Annotated in this window: 14 protein-coding genes; 8 read left to right on the forward strand and 6 right to left on the reverse strand. The window is 68.0% G+C overall.

Going from position 1 to position 17,617, the window contains the following annotated elements:
* Window positions 1-651: 651 nt before the first annotated feature.
* Complete coding sequence (locus ACILRJ_RS06295; protein ID WP_395681484.1) at window positions 652-1,713, reverse strand: hypothetical protein; 1,062 nt, start codon at window positions 1,711-1,713, stop codon at window positions 652-654.
* 179 nt (window positions 1,714-1,892) lie between these two features.
* Here ACILRJ_RS06295 and ACILRJ_RS06300 point away from each other — a divergent pair, with 179 nt between their 5' ends.
* Together ACILRJ_RS06300 and ACILRJ_RS06305 are read left to right on the forward strand one after the other, a co-directional pair.
* Entirely contained in the window at window positions 1,893-4,253 is a 2,361-nt protein-coding gene (locus ACILRJ_RS06300; protein ID WP_395681486.1) for a DUF11 domain-containing protein, read from the forward strand.
* Window positions 4,254-4,417: 164 nt separating this feature from the next.
* Window positions 4,418-5,740 (forward strand): delta-60 repeat domain-containing protein, encoded by a 1,323-nt coding sequence (locus ACILRJ_RS06305; protein ID WP_395682060.1) that lies wholly within the window; start codon window positions 4,418-4,420, stop codon window positions 5,738-5,740.
* A 235-nt stretch (window positions 5,741-5,975) separates the two neighbouring features.
* On the opposite strand, the gene hutG is transcribed toward ACILRJ_RS06305, so the two are convergent.
* From hutG to ACILRJ_RS06325, 4 genes are all read right to left on the reverse strand, one after another.
* On the reverse strand, window positions 5,976-6,755 hold the full coding sequence (hutG, locus tag ACILRJ_RS06310) for an N-formylglutamate deformylase (protein ID WP_395681488.1): 780 nt from the start codon (window positions 6,753-6,755) through the stop codon (window positions 5,976-5,978).
* A 62-nt stretch (window positions 6,756-6,817) separates the two neighbouring features.
* A complete protein-coding gene (locus ACILRJ_RS06315; RefSeq protein ID WP_395681490.1) occupies window positions 6,818-7,123 on the reverse strand; it encodes a DUF6587 family protein in 306 nt (101 codons plus the stop codon).
* Window positions 7,120-9,051 (reverse strand): ferrous iron transport protein B, encoded by a 1,932-nt coding sequence (gene feoB / locus ACILRJ_RS06320; RefSeq protein ID WP_395681492.1) that lies wholly within the window; start codon window positions 9,049-9,051, stop codon window positions 7,120-7,122. Before feoB ends, ACILRJ_RS06315 begins: the two co-directional genes overlap by 4 nt.
* Window positions 9,048-9,293 (reverse strand): ferrous iron transport protein A, encoded by a 246-nt coding sequence (locus tag ACILRJ_RS06325; protein ID WP_395681494.1) that lies wholly within the window; start codon window positions 9,291-9,293, stop codon window positions 9,048-9,050. The genes feoB and ACILRJ_RS06325 overlap by 4 nt, the downstream gene beginning before the upstream one ends.
* Before the next feature lie 860 nt (window positions 9,294-10,153).
* Between ACILRJ_RS06325 and ACILRJ_RS06330 the strand changes: the two genes are divergently transcribed.
* Window positions 10,154-10,942: an enoyl-CoA hydratase-related protein gene (locus tag ACILRJ_RS06330; RefSeq protein ID WP_395681496.1), complete on the forward strand. Its 789-nt coding sequence runs from the start codon at window positions 10,154-10,156 to the stop codon at window positions 10,940-10,942.
* Window positions 10,943-10,961: 19 nt separating this feature from the next.
* On the opposite strand, the gene ACILRJ_RS06335 is transcribed toward ACILRJ_RS06330, so the two are convergent.
* The gene (locus ACILRJ_RS06335) at window positions 10,962-12,485 is read right to left on the reverse strand and encodes a tetratricopeptide repeat-containing sulfotransferase family protein (protein ID WP_395681498.1); all 1,524 of its coding nucleotides are present in this window, start codon (window positions 12,483-12,485) and stop codon (window positions 10,962-10,964) included.
* A gap of 78 nt (window positions 12,486-12,563) precedes the next feature.
* Between ACILRJ_RS06335 and ACILRJ_RS06340 the strand changes: the two genes are divergently transcribed.
* The 5 genes from ACILRJ_RS06340 (at window position 12,564) to ACILRJ_RS06360 (ending at window position 16,944) form a co-directional block, all read left to right on the forward strand.
* Window positions 12,564-12,950 (forward strand): VOC family protein, encoded by a 387-nt coding sequence (locus ACILRJ_RS06340; RefSeq protein WP_395681500.1) that lies wholly within the window; start codon window positions 12,564-12,566, stop codon window positions 12,948-12,950.
* Window positions 12,951-13,053: 103 nt separating this feature from the next.
* Window positions 13,054-15,063 carry an acetyl/propionyl/methylcrotonyl-CoA carboxylase subunit alpha gene (locus tag ACILRJ_RS06345; protein ID WP_395681502.1) on the forward strand — a complete coding sequence of 670 codons (2,010 nt, stop codon included), beginning with the start codon at window positions 13,054-13,056 and terminating at the stop codon, window positions 15,061-15,063.
* Window positions 15,064-15,070: 7 nt separating this feature from the next.
* Window positions 15,071-15,373 (forward strand): antibiotic biosynthesis monooxygenase family protein, encoded by a 303-nt coding sequence (locus ACILRJ_RS06350; protein WP_395681504.1) that lies wholly within the window; start codon window positions 15,071-15,073, stop codon window positions 15,371-15,373.
* Window positions 15,374-15,391: 18 nt separating this feature from the next.
* Window positions 15,392-16,051 carry a hypothetical protein gene (locus ACILRJ_RS06355; protein ID WP_395681506.1) on the forward strand — a complete coding sequence of 220 codons (660 nt, stop codon included), beginning with the start codon at window positions 15,392-15,394 and terminating at the stop codon, window positions 16,049-16,051.
* Window positions 16,048-16,944 (forward strand): hydroxymethylglutaryl-CoA lyase, encoded by an 897-nt coding sequence (locus ACILRJ_RS06360; protein ID WP_395681508.1) that lies wholly within the window; start codon window positions 16,048-16,050, stop codon window positions 16,942-16,944. The genes ACILRJ_RS06355 and ACILRJ_RS06360 overlap by 4 nt, the downstream gene beginning before the upstream one ends.
* Window positions 16,945-17,617 lie beyond the last annotated feature (673 nt).

The following is a 17,617-nucleotide window of genomic DNA, read 5'->3' on the forward strand; positions in this document are numbered from 1 at the left end:
GCGTGGTTGCGCGGAGGCATGCGTTGCGCGGAGCGGGTTGTGGTGAGGTTCGCTTGCGGTGGGACTCGCCGCTACGCGGCTTCGACCCACCCTACGACGCTGCGTCCCAGGTCAGGGGGCGTGAACGACTTCTGTGGGAGCGGCGGAAGCCGCGATGCTCTGCTCCCGGGCCGGAGAGCATCGCGGCTGCCGCCGCTCCCACAGGACAGCCGAGCGGTGGGACTCGCCGACGCGTTTGTGGGCTCGCCGGGAGGCGCGATGCTCCGCTCGCGGGTGGGAGAGCATCGCGGCTGCCGCCGCTCCCACAGGCCAGCCGAGCGGTGGGACTCGCCGACGCTTTTTGTGGGAGCGCCGGAAGGCGCGATGCTCTGCTCGCGGACGGGAGAGCATCGCGGCTGCCGCCGCTCCCACAGGGACAGCCGAGCGGTGGGACTCGCCGACGCTTTTTGTGGGAGCGCCGGAAGGCGCGATGCTCTGCTCGCGGGCGGGAGAGCATCGCGGCTGCCGCCGCTCCTACAGGACAGCCGAGCGGTGGGACTCGCCGACGCTTTTTGTGGGAGCGCCGGAAGGCGCGATGCTCTGCCGGCGGGTGGGAGAGCATCGCGGCTGCCGCCGCTCCTACAGGGGCATCCCATGCGGTCGCGTGCTGGGTCAATCGAAATGGTTGGCGAAGATCGTGTCGAAGTACGCGCCGTAGTCGCCGAGACTTGCGCTGCCGGGCCCGAAGGCATGCCCGTCGAGGTCGGTCGCGGTCGGCGTCAACGGCGTATTCCCGAGCAGCGGCGAGGCGCTGGTCAGGTGGAAGTCGTTGGTGGCGCCGTCGGCAAAATACGGCGTCATCGACACGTTGCCGACCTGGGTGGTCGGCGTGGATCCGCCGAGCGTGCCGATGTCGTTGTACTCGAGGTCGGCCGCACCGCTGGTGAGGTACAGGCCGTAGTGCGAATTGCCCCAGAAGATGTTGTTCGCGAGCACGCAATCGCACGCGGACGTGCCGTGGAAGATCATGCCGCCGGCGCCATTGGTGGCGGGCGTGGTGTTCTGCACGACGGTGTTGTTCCAGACATGGGCGACACCCTCGCCCACGTTGAGTTCGGCGGCACCGCCGCTGATGTCGGCGCTGTTGTCGTGGAAGAGATTGGCGTTCACCGACAACGTACCGTGCTGGACACTGACGGCGAGGCCGCCGGCGTAGGACGGCGAGTGGTTGTGCGCGAAGATGACGTCCTGCACCGAGACGTTGCCATCGTCGCCGGCGTTCTGGTTGATGCCCGCGCCCGCGCCCGAGTTGTTGCCGCCGGCCTCGCCATTGATGACGCTCAGCCCGACCAGCGCGATCCGTCCGCCGTTGTTGGCCAGACGCATCACCTGGGTCGCATGATTGCCGTCCAGCACGGTCGTCCGCGCATCGCTCGAGCGCGATACGCAGCCCGCGATGTAGCCACCGAAGATGACCAGCGCATGGGTGCCGGCGCCCTGGAACGTGAAGGGATTGCCGTTGGTGGCCGTGCTCGCGACATAGGTGCCTTGGCGGATCTGGATCAGGTTGTCCTCGTTCGCGTAGGTGCCGCCGATCGAGGATTGCTCGAGCGCGTTGACGAGCTGCGCGGCCGTGCCGACGCAGAAGTCATGGGCGCCGGCCGGCGCGGCGATCACTCCGGCGGCCACGGCAAGGCCGCCGATCAGGGCGAAGCGGTGCATTCGGATACGCATGGCACAGTCCTCACGGGATGGGATATCTCCCGAAACGACGATTCGCGCCGTGGGCGGGTGTGCGATCAGGGCTCGGCGTTATGGCTGCCCTGGACGATCGCGGCTGCGCCGCTCCTGCCGGTGGTGACGCCTGTTACGCTTCGCCCTGCTGCCGCGTGCGGCTCCAGGGGGAAGCAACCATGAATCGTCATCCGGGAAAGCGGCTTGTCGCCGCCATCGCTTTGCTTGTGGGCGCTACGCTCGCGAGCGCCACGCCGACGTTGCGCGTACGCGTCGACCAGCGCGGCGATTTCGCGCTGATCGGCAACACGCTCGCGCAGGAATGCGCCGTGGGTACTCCGCCACCCGACTTCGGCACGGTGGTCGGCTGCGGGACCAACCCGAACGACACCGCGCCCGACGTGTTCTGGCGCGCGGACTCGCCAGCGGCCGGCATCGCCACGGCCGACGTCACCAACACGTCGGTGAACGCGCGCTCGACCGCCATGCTGGCCCTGCCCTCCGGCGCACTCGTCACGCACGCCTACCTGTACTGGTCGGCGACGCTGGCTGCGCCGGGAACCGATACGAATGCCACGCTCGATCGCCCCGGCCCGGGCGGTTTCATTGCCAACGTGGTCGCGACCGAGTCGCTGCAGGGACCGAACAACAGCTACCGCAGCGTGGCCGACGTGACCTCGCTGGTGCAGGCGAATGGCGGCGGCGCGTATCGCATGTCGGGGGTGGCGGCGGTCGAGCTCGCCAATTTGAACAACTCCAACGTCTTCGCCGCCTGGTGGATGGTGGTGGTGTACCGGCTCGACTCCGACCCGTTGCGATCGCTTGCGCTCTACGACGGCATGGACGCGGTCTCGGCCGCGACGCCGCAGAACGCGACGGTCAGCGGTTTCTACGTGCCGCCGACCCACGCGGACAAGTTCGGCGTGGTCTCGCTCGAGGGCGACAACGCGCTCGTCGGCGACGCGCTGTCGTTCAACGCGACCCCGTTGTCCAATGCGCAGAATCCGCCCAACAACGTCTTCAACGGCACGCACAGCGTGCTCGGCGTCGCGGTCTCGACGCCGGGTGACCTGCCGCAATTGATCGGCGCACCGCAGAGCATGGGCGGTATCGACCTCGACGTCTTCGACGTGTCGCCGCTGCTGGCGCCCGCATCGACCAGCGCGCAGCTCGTCGCCACCACGACCGGCGACGTGTACCACCTCGCGACCCTGGTCACGTCGATCACGACGCTGGCGCCGGTGTTCTCCGACGCGACGCTGTCGGTGGTGGACCTCAACGGCGGGGCGGTGATGCCGGGGGACACGCTCGAGTACACGGCGGCGGTGCCCAACAGCGGCAACGACACCGCCACGCAGGCGGTTTTCGATGACGTGATTCCGGTCGGTACCGATTTCGTGCCGGGCTCGATCGAAGTCATCGCCGGTGCGAACGCGGGCCCCAAGACCGATGCCTCCGGCGACGACCAGGCCGAGTACGACGGCGCCACGCGCCGCGTGATCGTGCGCCTCGGCACCGGTGCCGATGCATCGAATGGCGGTGCGATCACGGTGGGTGCGTCGACGAGCGTGCGTTTCCGGGTCACGATTGCGCCGTTCTGCAGCGGTACCGTGGCGTTCGACACGAGCGGTCAAGTCACCAGCGTCGGCGCCAATTCGGGACAAGCGACCAGCGGCGTCACCGACGGCGATGGCGCGAGTCCGGGCGCGCAGCCGACGCATGTCCTCGTCGACGTGCGCTGCCTCGTGACCACGCGCAGTGGTCTCGGCAGCGGCAGCATCTCCGTGTCGCCGTCGGGACAGACCTGCAGCGCCACCGTTTGCCAGCAGCCCATCGGCACCGGCAACCTGCTCGCCTTGCAGGCCAATGCCGACGGCAATTCGACCTTCGGCCAGTGGAGCGGCGATGCGACGGGCGGGGCGAACCCGATCGCCGTCACACTCGATGTCGATCGCACCGTCGACGCGTATTTCCTGCTCAACCAGGTGATCACGAACTTCATCGCGTCGCCGGCGTCGCCGGTGTTCAACTTCGGCGGCACGTTCAACGTATCGGCCGATGGCGGCGGCTCCGGCCAACCGGTGGTGTTCGCGAGCCTCACGCCTGGCGTTTGCCAGCTTCTCGGCGGCGGCACGTTCTTCATCATTTCCGCGGGCACCTGCTCGATCACCGCCAACCAGGCCGGCGATGCCGATTACGCCGCGGCACCGCAGGTGCAGCTCGACGTGACGATCGCACGCGCGCCGCAGGCGATCAGCCAGTTCGCCGCGTCGCCCGCCGCGCCGGTGTTCGTGCCGGGGGGAACGTTCACGGTATCGGCGATCGGCGGAGCCTCGGGCCAACCGCTCGTGTTCGGCAGCCTTACGCCGGTGACCTGCAGCGTCGCCGGCACCACCGTGACGATGCTCGCGAGCGGACTCTGCACGGTCAGCGCGAACCAGGCCGGCGACAGCAATTACCAACCCGCGCCGCAGGCGACGCTCGATGTGACGCTCGGGCCGGACGACACGATCTTCCGCAACGGCTTCGACGGCGCATGACGTTGTCGTAGGAGCAGCTTTGGCCGCGATGCTCTCTCTTCCATTCTGAAAGGAGAGCATCGCGCCTTCCGGCGCTCCCACAGGACAGGTCCGCGCAACCCGCAGCAACGGAATCGGGTACAGACGACATTCCCCCCGGACCCGGAGGCACCCGCGTGAAACGCATGGCGCTCATTGCCGCGTGTTCGATCGGCGCGCTTGCGCCGCTCGCGCATGCACTCGACGGCGATCCCGACCCGAACTTCGGCACGAACGGCCAGGTTGCCATCACGCGGCCACCGGATTCGGGCGGCAACAACAGCAAGCCGACCGGTGACCTGCTCGTGCTCGACGACGGGCGCTACGTGTGGGCGGTGCCGCTCGACGACGGCAGCGTGTGGGTCGCGCGTTCGCTGCGCGACGGCACGCCGGATGCGACGTTCGGCGGCAACGTCACGGGCCGCATCACCCTGCCCGCGTGCGGCATCGAGCGCAACGTGCACGTGGTCGGCGACGGCAGCGACGGCTACGTGGTGTGGGCGTCGGCCTGCCTCGTGCACGTGTTCGCGAACGGTACCGTCGATGCGGCATTCGGCGGCGCGACCCTGCCGCCGAACGGTTTCCTCGCCGCCGGGCTCGAGCGCGATGCAGGCGGACGCTACGTCCTCGCCGGCGAGGAAGGCCAGTTGCTGATGGTCTATCGCTTCGACGCGCTCGGTGCGGCCGACACCACGTTCGGAATCGGTGGCCATGCGCAGGTGACGCCGCCGTCGTCGAATGGTTTCGCCGACCTGTATGCGCTCGCGCTGCGTCCGGACGGCCGCATCCTCGTCGGCGGTTCGCGCGGCAACACGCATGGGCCGAACCTGATCGTGGCGCAGCTGGACACCGACGGCGCGCCGGACATGGGCTGGAACGGCAACGGCCTCGTCGACATCGAGGCACCCGACGGTTACCAGACGATGATCGCGAAGGCGCTCGCGGTCGACACCGACGGCAGTGTCGTCGTGTCGGGCGTCGGCAGCAACGGCAGCACGAGCTGCTGCATCCTGCTGACGCGCTTCGACGCAACCGGCCAGGTCGTGCCGGCGTTCGGCATGCGCATCTTCCAGCTGAGCGGACAGCCGAGCATCTTCCCGTTCTTCGAGCAGCGCGACGGCATCGAGCTGCTGCCGAACCATCGCATCCTGCTCGGCGCGATCTCGTTCCCGTTCGGCGCTCCGTTCACGCATCGCACGCAGTTCACGCTGGTCCGCACGTTCACCGACGGCAGCCTCGACACCACGTTCGGGCATGACGGCTGGAACAGCTACACGATCGCCGACCCGGATGGCGTCGGACAGCAAGGCGACTACGACCAGATGCACGCGATTGGCTACGACCGCGACGACGACAGCATGCTGGTGCTCGGGCGCACGTTCTTCGAGGACAACTCGACCGGCGACGACTACGTCACGCTGGTACGCGCGCGCTTCGACCTGATCTTTGCGGATGGGGTCGATCGATAATTCCCCTCACCCGCGCCTGCGGCAGCGGGCGTCGAGGCAAACCTCCCCTCACCCGCGCCTGCGGCGCGACCTCTCCCGCAAGCGGGAGAGGTGAAAGCACGACACGATGCGGTGCGGTGCTTCCCCTTCTCTCCGGCGCGACCTCTCCCGCGAGCGGGAGAGGTGAAAGCACGGCACGATGCGGCTGCCGGCCCACTACCTGACTGAAGGCGAGCTGCTCTGCCGCTGCATGGATTCACGTATCGAGGCAGGCTTCCAGCAGTTCACGGATCACCGCCTGCGTGCGGTGCGCGCGGTGCGGCAGGTACTCGAACGTGTCTTCGTCCATGTAGTTGTGCTGGGCGAGTTCGAGCTGCACCGCTTCGACGCCTTCGGAAGGACGCCCGTAATGGCGCGTGATGTAGCCGCCCTTGAAGCGGCCGTTGACGACATGCGTGTATCCATCGTTCGCGGCGAGCACGTCGGCGAGGCGCTGCTGCAATGCAGGCGTGCAACTCGCGCCAGCGGATGTGCCGAGGTTGAAGTCCGGCAGCCGGCCCTCGAACAGGAACGGCACGACCGCACGGATCGAATGACCTTCCCACAGCACGACGCGACCGTGCGCCGCCTTGATGCGCGCAATCTCGGCGCGCAGCGCTTCGTGGTACGGCGCCCACCAGGTTTCCACCCGCTGCGCGATCTCGGTGCGATGCGGTTCCTCGCCGGCCTGATACACCGGCTCGCCGCTGAATTGCACGATCGGGCACAGGCCGGTGGTGTTCTGGCCCGGGTACAGCGAGGCGTCATCGGACGGGCGGTTCAGGTCGACGACGTAGCGCGAGTGGTTCGGCACGATCATCGAGGCGCCGAGTGCAAGCGCGAACTCGTACAGGCGCGAGACGTGCCAGTCGGTATCGGGTGCACGCCGCGCCGACGGCAGCAGGCGCTGCGCGATGTCCGGCGGGATGTACGAACCGTCATGCGGCAGGCTGATGAACAACGGCACGGTGCCGCGATGCAGGGTGTAGGTGTCCATCGGGCGATTGTAGGCCGCGGAACGGGCAACAGAAACCGCGATTGTGGGAGCGGCGCGTGTGTTCAGGTTCTCGTGCGCGGACGGAACGTGAGCGGCAGCGACTCGACCGCAGGCTTCGCATCGGCGGCGGCGCAACCGCCGCACGCCGAGCAACCGTCGCCACAGCTCGCGCCGGTGGTCGCCTTCGGCTGCATGCGCTGGGCGAGACCATGCACCCATGCCGGCGACGATGGACGGTCGAACCACGCGAGGAACCGCGCCTGCGCGCGGCGAGCGGTGACGGGAAAGAGGCGGTGCGCGGCAAACAGCACGCTCCAGCCGGCCAGCAGTACCAGCACAAGGGTCTGCACCAGCATCGGCGCGCTCATGCGAATGCCCTCGCGACCTGATAGGTGATGAACGAGGCGAGGTACGCCAGCGCGAACAGGTAGCCGGCGGCGATCCACACGTTGCGCCACGAGTTCGTCTCGCGGCGGATAACCGCCAGCGTCGACATGCACTGCGGCGCGAACACGTACCACGCGAGCAGCGACAACGCGGTCGCGAGCGACCACTGCGAGGCGATCGTGGTGCCGAGCGCGGTGACCGCCGCGTCGCCGGTCGCCGACAGCGCGTACACGGTCGCGAGCGAGGACACCGCGACTTCGCGTGCGGCGAGGCCGGGAATCAGCGCGACGCAGATCTGCCAGTTGAAACCGATCGGCGCGAACACGGCCGTCATCCAGTGGCCGATGCGGCCGGCGAGGCTGTAGTCGATCGGCGGCAGCGTTGCGCCCTCGGGCGGCGCCGGGAAGCTCGACAGGAACCACAGCAGCACGGTCAGCGCGAGCAGGATGCCGCCGACGCGACGCAGGAAGATCTTCGCGCGCTCCCACAGGCCCCACGCGACGTCGCGCGGATTGGGCATGCGGTACGCGGGCAGCTCCATCATCAGCGCATGCTCGCTCTTGTCGGTGCGCAGGCGCTTGATGACCCACGCGACCGCGAGCGCGCTCGCGATGCCGGCGAAATACAGCGTGAACAGCACGACGCCCTGCAGGTTGAACACGCCGAGCACGGCGTGGCGCGGGATGAACGCGGCGATCAGCAGCGTGTACACCGGCAGGCGCGCCGAACAGGTCATCAGCGGCGCGACCAGGATCGTGGTCAGGCGATCGCGCGGGTCGGCGATGCTGCGCGTCGCCATGATGCCGGGGATCGCGCAGGCGAAGCTCGACAGCAGCGGGATGAACGAACGACCGGTGAGACCGGCCTTGAACATCAGCTTGTCGAGCAGGAACGCCGCACGCGGCAGGTAGCCCGATTCCTCGAGGATCAGGATGAACAGGAACAGCACGAGGATCTGCGGCAGGAATTCGAGCACGGTGCCAAGCCCGGCGAAGACGCCATCGGTGACCAGACTCTGCAGCAGCGGCATCGAGGCGAGCCACGCACCGACCTGCGCACCGGTCGCCGCGACCGCCGCCGACACCGCGTCCTGCAACGGCGCCGCCCACGAGAATACCGCCTGGAAGATCAGGAACATCACGAGCGCGAGGATCGCGAGACCGGCGACCGGGTGCAGCACGACGGCATCGATCGAGTCATCGATCGCGGAGGTCGCGCGCGGCATCGCCACGGTGTCGGCAAGCAGCGCGCGCACCCGCGCATGCAGGTCTTGCGTGGAATCTGCGGATGGAGATCTTGTGGCAGCGGCGGAAGCCTCGATGCTGTTGTTGTCTACCGCCGGAAGCATCGCGCCTTCCGGCGCTCCCACAGGAGGCAATACCGACAACTGCGGCATCGCATCGAGCCGCATGACCAGCGCTTCCGCCCCGCCCTGCTTCACCGCGATCGTCTCGACCACCGGCATGCCGAGCCCGCGCTCGAGCGCAGCGACGTCGATGCGGATGCCGCGCTTGTGCGCGGCGTCGATCATGTTCAGCGCGAGCACCATCGGCCGGCCGAGACGCTTGAGTTCGAGCACGAAGCGCAGGTGCAGGCGCAGGTTAGTCGCGTCGGCGACGCAGACGATCAGGTCCGGCGCGGCTTCTTCCGGATGGCGCCCCTCGCAGATGTCACGCGTGATCGCCTCGTCCGGACTCGCCGCGTCGAGGCTGTACGCGCCCGGCAGGTCGAGCAGCTGCAGCACGCGTCCGGACGGCGCGACGAAGCGGCCTTCCTTGCGCTCGACGGTGACACCGGCGTAGTTGGCAACCTTCTGGTGCGCGCCGGTGAGGCGGTTGAACAGCGCGGTCTTGCCGCAGTTCGGGTTGCCGACCAGCGCGATGCGCAGCGAGGTCGCGGTCGCGTTCACGCGGCGGCCTCGACGTCGACGCGGACGCGGGCGGCTTCACTCTTGCGCAGCGCGAAGCGCGTGAAGCCGATCTGCACGAGCAGCGGATCGCCGCCGATCGGTCCGCGCGCAACCACTCGCACCGGCTCGCCTGAAACGAAGCCGAGCTCGCGCAGGCGCCGAGCGATCGGATCCGCCGCATGTGCGTCCTCGACCGCAGTGACCACGCCGGAAGCACCCTTCTTCATCTCGGATAGCTGCACGCCGGAACTGCAAGGCAAATAAGAATGGTTCGCATTATAGACGCAAGTGCTCGCCGGCGATAGCCATCGCCGGAGCCGATCCGGGCAATCCGTTCAACCTGGGCACAGCCGCGCAGGGCCGCAAACCCCACTCGCCCGTTCGCCCTGAGCGCAGGCCCGCAGGGCCGTAACCCCCGCCACCGTTCGCCCTGAGCGCAGGCCCGCAGGGCCGGAGTCGAAGGGTCCGCGGCGAAGACGTTTCGACTCCGCTCGCTGCGCGAGCTGCGCTCAACGCGAACGGATGTATGGAGACGCATGCATCGCGAAGGGGAATCCCGTCCACGCTGAGCGAAGACCCGCAGGCTGCAACCCCACGCTCCGTTCGCCCTGAGCGCAGGCCCGCAGGGCCGCAACCTCCCCCCGTTCACCCTGAGCGCAGGCCCGGAGGGCCGGAGTCGAAGGGGCCCGCGGTGAAGACGTTTCGACCCCGCCCGCTGCGCGAGCTGCGCTCAACGCGAACGGATGAATGGAGACGCATGCATCGCGAAGAGCAATCGCGCTCGCCCTTAGCGAAGACCCGGAGGGCCGCAACTTCCACCGTTCGCGTTGAGCGCAGACCCGAAGGGCCGCAACCTTCCCCCGTTCGCCCTGAGCGCAGGCCCGCAAGGCTGCAACCCCGCCTCCGTTCGCCCTGAGCGCAGGCCCGCAAGGCTGCAACCCCGCCTCCGTTCACCCTGAGCGCAGGCCCGGAGGGCCGGAGTCGAAGGGGCCCGCGGTTAAGACGTTTCGACTCCGCCCGCTGCGCGAGCTGCGCTCACCGCGGGCGGTTGGATGACGGTGCGGTGGGGCTATCATCGCCGCCCCCGCTTCAGGAGTTGCGCATGAGCGAAGCCGTCCTCGTCACCATCGCCGGCACCGCCGCGACGATCGCGCTGAATCGCGCCGGCGTGCACAACGCGTTCGACGATGCCTTGATCGCCGACTTGACCGCTGCGCTCGCCGACTGCGAACGCAATCCGGCCGTGCGCGCGGTCGTGCTGACCGGCGTCGGCGCCTCGTTCTCGGCCGGCGCCGACCTCAACTGGATGCGCGGCATGGCGCAGGCGAGCGAAGCCGACAACCGCGCCGATTCGCTGCGCCTCGCGGCCCTGATGCGCACGCTGAATTTCCTGTCCAAGCCGACCATCGCGCGCGTCAACGGCTCGGCCTATGGCGGCGGTGTCGGCCTGGTCGCGTGTTGCGACCACGCGATCGGCGTCGACAATGCGAAATTCTCGCTCAGCGAGGTCAAGCTCGGCCTGGTGCCGGCGGTCATTTCGCCGTACGTGATCGCCGCGATCGGCGTGCGCCACGCGCGCCGCCTGTTCGTCAGTGGCGAGGTATTCGACGCCGCGACCGCGGCACGCATAGGCCTGCTGCACGAAACCGCCGCGCCGGACCAGCTTGACGAAGCGGTCGACCGCGCCCTGCACTTCCTCGCCAAGGGCGGACCGCTTGCGCAGGCCGAGGCAAAGCAGCTCGCGCTGCGCGTCGGCGGCATGACGCGCGAATCGGCCGAACGCGTCGATGCCGAGAACGCGGCGCTGATCGCGCGCCTGCGCGTATCCGAGGAAGGCCAGAAAGGCTTGTCGGCGTTCCTCGACAAGCGTGCGCCGGATTGGGCCGGCTGAGCACATGGATCGCCGGTGACTATGCGTCGAAGCGCAGCAGTTCCGGCAGGTGCGGTGCATACGCCTGCCAGCGTCCGACCGAGCGCATGTGCACCGGTTGGCGCGCCTGCCACGCGCTCGATGTACTGATGACCCGGCGGGATTCGGGAGCGGTCGTCCAGTCGCAGTCCGGCAGGCCGATCCAGGCGGCGAGTTCCCTTGTCAGGGTCCCGGCATCGGCGACGAAGGATTCGTAGCGCACGCTGCGGATCCTTTGCGGGTAACGCTTCGCGGCCGCGGCAATCAAGCGGTCGCAACCGCTCATGACGGCGGCGATGTTCGCGAAGTCGTAGGCGAAGTCCTGCGCGTGCCCGGCGAAATACTGCATCCAGATCGACAACGCCGTGTCGCGCTGATTGCGCATGCAGTGGATGATGCGCGCGTTCGGGAACAATGCGGCGATCAAGTCGAGGTGCAGGAAATTCAGCGGCTGCTTGTCGACGAACCAGCGCGCGGAAGTATCGTCCTGGCGGACCCGTTGCACATACTCGTGCGCCGCGTGCACCAGTGCACCGTGACCGATACCGGGGGCGCGTGCGAGTTCCTGCGCATGCTGGGCGATCGCGTTGAGTTCGCCGCGGTTGCACACGTCCGGGTGTCGCGCCAGCCACTCTGCCACGAGGGTCGTGCCCGAGCGCGGCATGCCGACGATGAAGATCGGCGCGAAGTCGTCGCGCGCGACGTTCAACGGTGGCAGCGGTTTCGATTCGAGCCGCGACGAAACGACGCGACGCCACTGCTTGGCCTGGAAGTCCACGCCGGCGCCAACCAGCGCATTCGCTTCTCGCAATGCCGTCACCGCGGCGGGAATGTCGCCGATGTCGGCGCTGGCCTTGCCGAGCGCGAACAGTATCGAGGCACGCGCAGCATCGGCGAGCCCGGGGCGCCGCAGGAATCCGCGCAGCAACTCGAAGTCGGGATCGTCACCGCTGGCGAAGCGCTTCGACGACGCGAGTCCATACGCGGATTGCCAGTCCAGCGCACGGGCGTCGTTGGCGAGCGCGAACAGGTACCGCTCGCGCGCGCGCTCGAAGTCCCCGAGCTGGATCGCAAGCATGCCGGCATAAGCATGCAGGCGGGCGTCGAGCGAACCCTGCGCGATCGCCTGCTCGGCGAGGTCCGATGCGGCCTGCTTGCGATCGCAATCGTCGAGCAGTTCGATCGCCTGGATGCGTTCGCCGATCGGCGCCGCGCCCGCCGCCGACCACGCGCGCATGGCGATCTCGACGCCGAGCATGCGTCCTTGCTCGCGCAGGATCTTCGCCAGCAGGAAGGTCGCTGCGGTGGAGTCCGGATGACGCGCGAGCAGCGGGCGAAGGCGCGCTTCCGCCTCGCTGGATTGGCGCGCCTGCCATTGCAGTCCGGCCAGCGCGCAGGCGAGCTCGATGGATTCGGGATGGGCGGCGCACGCTTCGACGAACACGGCGAGCGCACCCGCGCGGTCGCCGCGCAGGACCATCGCGCGACCGCGTTCGAGCCATGCGTCCACCGGGGTTTCGTGCATCCTTTCCATCCTCGTCCACGGCGACCGCGGACCGCCGCGCATGCTACCGTAAACGTTCCCGACGATCGGAGCGGAACGATGATCGACCATCTCGGATTTCCGGTGCGCGACTTCGCGCGCAGCCGTGCGTTCTATGTGCAGGCACTTGCCCCGCTCGGCTTCGGCCCGGTCATGGACGTGACCAAGGAGCAGACCGGCGGCTACGAAGGCACCGGCTTCGGCCCGCCCGGGCGGCCGCAGCTGTGGATCGGCAGCGGGGACGCGGGCAGCGCGTGCAACCATATCGCATTCGAGGCCAGCTCTCGCGCTGCGGTCGATGCGTTCTACAAGGCGGCGATCGCCGCGGGCGGTCGCGACAATGGCCCGCCCGGCATCCGTGCCCACTATCATCCGGACTACTACGGCGCCTTCGTGTTCGACCCGGACGGGCACAACATCGAAGCCGTCTGCCATGTCCCCGAATGATGGACGCCGATCCGCGCCGAATTTCAGTCGCAATTGCAATGAAGGATCCTCGAGCAGCTCATGACGAATCCGCGATCATCCGCGCCAATCCGCGTCGAAAAACATGTTCAATAGAATCCTGATCGCGAATCGCGGAGAGATCGCCTGCCGCGTGATCCGCACCTGTCGCCGGCTCGGGATCGAGACGGTGGCGGTGTATTCGGAGGCCGACGCGAGCGCGCAGCATGTGCGCCAAGCCGATGTCGCGTATCCGATCGGTGGTCCACGTCCGGCGGATTCGTACCTGCGCGGCGACGCCATCATCGATGTCGCCAAACGCAGCGGTGCGCAGGCGATCCATCCCGGCTATGGCTTCCTGTCCGAGAACGCCGATTTCGCCGAAGCGGTCGAGCGCGCAGGCCTTGCGTTCATCGGCCCGTCCGCCGATTCCATGCGGCGCATGGGCTCGAAGGCCGGCGCGAAGGACCTGATGGCGCGTGGCGGCGTGCCGGTCGTGCCGGGCTATACCGGCGACGACCAGGATCCGGCGCTGCTCGCGCGCGAAGCCGAACGCATCGGTTTCCCGCTGATGATCAAGGCCGCCTACGGCGGCGGCGGCAAGGGCATGCGCATCGTTCGTTCAACGGGCGAGTTCGCCGCGAACCTCGAAAGCTGCCAGCGCGAGGCGAAGAATGCGTTCGGCCGCGACCGCGTGCTGCTCGAACGCTACATCGAGCAGCCGCGCCACATCGAGTTCCAGGTGTTCGGTGATCGCCACGGCAACATCGTGCACCTCAACGAACGCGAGTGTTCGGCGCAGCGCCGCTACCAGAAGGTGCTGGAGGAAACGCCGTCGCCGTTCGTGACGCCCGACCTGCGCGCGAAGATGGGCGACGCGGCGATCGCCGCCGCACGCGCACTCGACTACGTCAACGCGGGCACGGTCGAGTTCATCGTCGGCCAGGGTGGCGATTTCTATTTCATGGAGATCAACACGCGCCTGCAGGTCGAGCATCCCGTCACCGAGATGGTGCTCGGCCTCGATCTCGTGGAGTTGCAGTTGCGCGTCGCTTCCGGCGAGGCACTGCCGGGCTCGCTGATCCGCAACAAGTCGATCCCGGCCAATGGCCACGCGATCGAACTGCGCCTGTACGCGGAAGACCCGGACCAGGGCTTCCTGCCGGGGTCGGGCACGCTCGAGAAGCTGCATCTGCCGCAGCCCTCGGAACATGTGCGCATCGATTCGGGCGTGATCGAAGGCGACACCGTCACGATCTTCTACGACCCGATGATCGCCAAGCTGATCGTGTGGGACGCGAACCGCGAAGCCGCGCTGCTGCGCATGCGCGAGGCGCTCGCCGGATGCGGCGTGGTCGGACCGAAGTCGAATATCGAATTCCTCGAACGGCTCGTGCGCCATCCGGCCGTGGTCGAGGGTCGCATCGACACCGGTTACCTCGACCGCCATCTCGACGAGTTCGTTTCGACGGGCAGCGACGACGTCGGTCAAGACGCACTGTTCGCCGCGGCACTTGCATGGCTCGCGCACGAGGAAGCGCAGGCGCCAAGCCTCGCGCGAGCGTCCGGCGATCCGCATTCACCGTGGGCCCGCGCGGACGGCTGGCGCCTTGGGCACCCGGGCAAGCGCATCGTTGCCCTGCTCGATCGCGGCACGCGCGTGGAGATTTCCGCGCACGGCGCGAATGGTCGCTATCGACTCGGCCTCGGCGAGCACCAGTGCACCGTCGAGCGCGCCTCGCTCCGCGACGGCATCCTCAGCGCCGAGTTCGACGGCGTCACGCGGCGCTGGCGGGTCACGCTCGACGAAGAGCGCGTCGTCGTGCACGACGGCGTCCGGCGTCACGTCTTCCAGCACGCCCCGGCATTCGCCTACGCGACGACGAGCGCGACCAGCGGCGATCGCGTCGTCGCACCGATGCCGGGTCGCATCGTCGTGGTCAAGGCGAAAGCCGGTGACGAAGTCGCCGAAGGGCAAGAACTGCTGGTCATGGAAGCGATGAAGATGGAATTGAGCCTCAAGGCCCCGCGCGCGGGCACGGTGGACGCGGTGCAGGCGGCGGCGGGCGACTTCGTCGAAGCCGACGCGGTGCTGGTGCGCCTCGTCGGAGCTTGAGGCACGCATGATCGCGACGATCTGGCGCTTCCGCGTGCAGCCCGGCAAGCTCGACGCCTTCGAACGTGCCTACGGCCCGCAGGGCGACTGGGCGCGCCTGTTCGCGCGCGCGGAAGGTTTCATCGCGACCGAATTGCTGAAGCTCCGCGGCGAACCCGCGACCTACCTGACCATCGACCGCTGGCAGAGCGAAGCTGCATTCGTTTCTGCAAAGGCCGCGCTCGCCGACGACTACGCGGCACTTGATCGCTGCTGCGAAGCCTATACCTCCGAGGAATCCTGGCTCGGACTGCACGACATCGTGCACTGAGCCGGCAAGGAACACGACATGCGCAAACCCCTGCTCGCCGCCCTGCTCGCCTGCACGATGCTGACCGCCTGCGTCGAGACGCGTTTCGAATCACCGCTCGGCGACAACATCGAAACCTGCGACACCGCCTGGAAGGGCGTCTGGCTTGAACCCGGCGACGACGGACGGCGCGTCGATGGCGAGCACCATCTCTCCGGCTTCGCGGTCGACGATGCCTGTGCGTTCACCGTGATCGAGCAACCCGAAGGCGGCGGCCCGCTCAAGCGCACGCGCGTGCCGATCAACTTCGTGCATGCGCACGGGGACGACTACGTCGTCGTCTCCGACGCGTCCCTGCACGGCCTCGTCGATCTGAAGCCGCCGTACGACATCGAGCCCGCGCCGCAGAAGTCGTTCTTCTTCGCGAAGTATCGCGTGCGCGGCGACAAGCTCGAGATCCGCAAGGTCGACGATGCGAAGTCCGCCAAGCTCGTCATCGACGGCAAGCTCGACGGCACCGTGCAGAAGAGCCGCAATGAGCTGCACGTCTACGTGCGTGGTGGCCGCCAGCAGATGCTCGACCTCGTGCGCCGGAACGACTTGTTCGAGTCGAAGCCGTCGATGGTGTTCCAGCGCAGCCGGCGCGACCTCGAGGACATCGAGCGCTCGCTGCGGCAGGCCGGGGAGCCGCGCCGATGAACATGCCCGCTGCAGTCCGCATCGTCGAGGTCGGCGCTCGCGACGGCTTGCAGAACGAGAAGACCATCGTTCCGGCCACGACCAAGATCGAACTGATCGATCGCCTGTCGGCGACCGGGTTGCGGACGATCGAGGCAACCAGTTTCGTCAGCCCGAAGTGGGTGCCGCAGCTCGCCGACGCGGCCGAGGTATTCACCGGCATCGCGAAGAGGCCCGGCGTCGCGTATCCGGTGCTCGTGCCGAACCTGCAGGGCTACGAGCGCGCACGTGAAGTTGGGGCGAGCGAAGTCGCGATCTTCACCGCGGCGAGCGAGGCATTCAATCGCAAGAACATCAATGCGTCGATCGACGAGTCGATCGAGCGCTTCCTGCCCGTGCTCGAACGCGCGAACGGCGACGGCGTGAACGTGCGCGGCTACGTGTCGACCGTGCTCGGCTGCCCCTACCAGGGCGAGGTTCCCGTCGCCGACGTCGTGCGCGTCGCGCGCCGCCTGCACGAACTCGGCTGCTACGAGATCTCGCTCGGCGACACGATCGGCGTCGGCACGCCAGGCAAGGCACGCGCGATGCTGCGCGCGGTCGCCGGCGAAGTGCCGATGGCTGCCCTCGCCGTGCATTTCCACGACACCCGCGGGCAGGCACTGGCGAACATCCTCGCCTGCATCGAGGAAGGCGTCGCCGTCGTGGACAGCTCGGTCTCCGGCACCGGCGGCTGCCCGTACGCGAAGGGCGCTACCGGCAACGTCGCCAGCGAGGATGTCGTCTACATGCTCGAAGGCATGGGTATCGCCACCGGCATCGATCTGCCGGCATTGATCGACACGGGATTGTGGCTGAGCGGGCAGTTGGGGCGCGCAACTTCGAGTCGCGTGGCTCGCGCGACGATGGGTTAGTTCTTTCGACAGTTTGTTGGTTCCTTAAAGTTTCCGCGTGCTGTGTGGTGCGAATCTTTCGCGAAACCTGCCCGCATCCGTGCATCTTCGTCCCGCATCCCTGCGGGCCGGTTTCTTTCTCTTGCTTGTCCAAGAGAAAGAAACCAAAGAGAAGGACACCCCCAGCGACCCGGTCGACGGGCTCCTGCCCGTCGACTGCGCGATCGGGTTACGGGGTTCGTTGACGGTCCATTCATGGACCGCAACGAACGCGCGCGCATCGTGCGCGCGCCCCTTCGGGCTCGTCCTCCACCCGCTCGCCGGGCCGCAAGGGGACCCCGTTTAAGGAGCGCGCGCATCCTGCGCGCTCAGAGCCGAAGCATCGCGGCTTCCGCCGCTCCCACAGAAGAGCCACGACCCGCTTTTGTGGGAGCGGCGGAAGTCGCGATGCTCTTGCTTCCGGGTCCCCTTCGGCGCCGGTGGACGGCGGACGACCAGGCCCGAAGGGGCGCGCGATGGATCGCGCGCGTTCGCCGCGATGCAGGGATGCATCGTCGGCGACCCCCGGCCGGCGTCCACGAACCTTCCGCGCAGCGGAAGGCGGCGCCGTCGGGGTGTCCTTTCTTTTGGTTCCTTTTCTTTGGACAAGCAAAGAAAAGGAACCGGCCCGCAGGGATGCGGGACGAAAACGCAC

Origin of the sequence: Dokdonella sp. (assembly GCF_044227025.1) — a bacterium.
Classification (GTDB): Bacteria; Pseudomonadota; Gammaproteobacteria; order Xanthomonadales; family Rhodanobacteraceae; genus Dokdonella_A.

Coding starts and splice junctions, on each gene's coding strand:
- ACILRJ_RS06295 (WP_395681484.1), bottom strand. CDS start 1,713: ATGCGTATCCGAATGCACCGCTTCGCCCTGATCGGCGGCCTTGCCGTG.
- ACILRJ_RS06300 (WP_395681486.1), top strand. CDS start 1,893: ATGAATCGTCATCCGGGAAAGCGGCTTGTCGCCGCCATCGCTTTGCTT.
- ACILRJ_RS06305 (WP_395682060.1), top strand. CDS start 4,418: ATGGCGCTCATTGCCGCGTGTTCGATCGGCGCGCTTGCGCCGCTCGCG.
- hutG (WP_395681488.1), bottom strand. CDS start 6,755: ATGGACACCTACACCCTGCATCGCGGCACCGTGCCGTTGTTCATCAGC.
- ACILRJ_RS06315 (WP_395681490.1), bottom strand. CDS start 7,123: ATGAGCGCGCCGATGCTGGTGCAGACCCTTGTGCTGGTACTGCTGGCC.
- ACILRJ_RS06330 (WP_395681496.1), top strand. CDS start 10,154: ATGAGCGAAGCCGTCCTCGTCACCATCGCCGGCACCGCCGCGACGATC.
- ACILRJ_RS06335 (WP_395681498.1), bottom strand. CDS start 12,485: ATGCACGAAACCCCGGTGGACGCATGGCTCGAACGCGGTCGCGCGATG.
- ACILRJ_RS06340 (WP_395681500.1), top strand. CDS start 12,564: ATGATCGACCATCTCGGATTTCCGGTGCGCGACTTCGCGCGCAGCCGT.
- ACILRJ_RS06345 (WP_395681502.1), top strand. CDS start 13,054: ATGTTCAATAGAATCCTGATCGCGAATCGCGGAGAGATCGCCTGCCGC.
- ACILRJ_RS06350 (WP_395681504.1), top strand. CDS start 15,071: ATGATCGCGACGATCTGGCGCTTCCGCGTGCAGCCCGGCAAGCTCGAC.
- ACILRJ_RS06355 (WP_395681506.1), top strand. CDS start 15,392: ATGCGCAAACCCCTGCTCGCCGCCCTGCTCGCCTGCACGATGCTGACC.
- ACILRJ_RS06360 (WP_395681508.1), top strand. CDS start 16,048: ATGAACATGCCCGCTGCAGTCCGCATCGTCGAGGTCGGCGCTCGCGAC.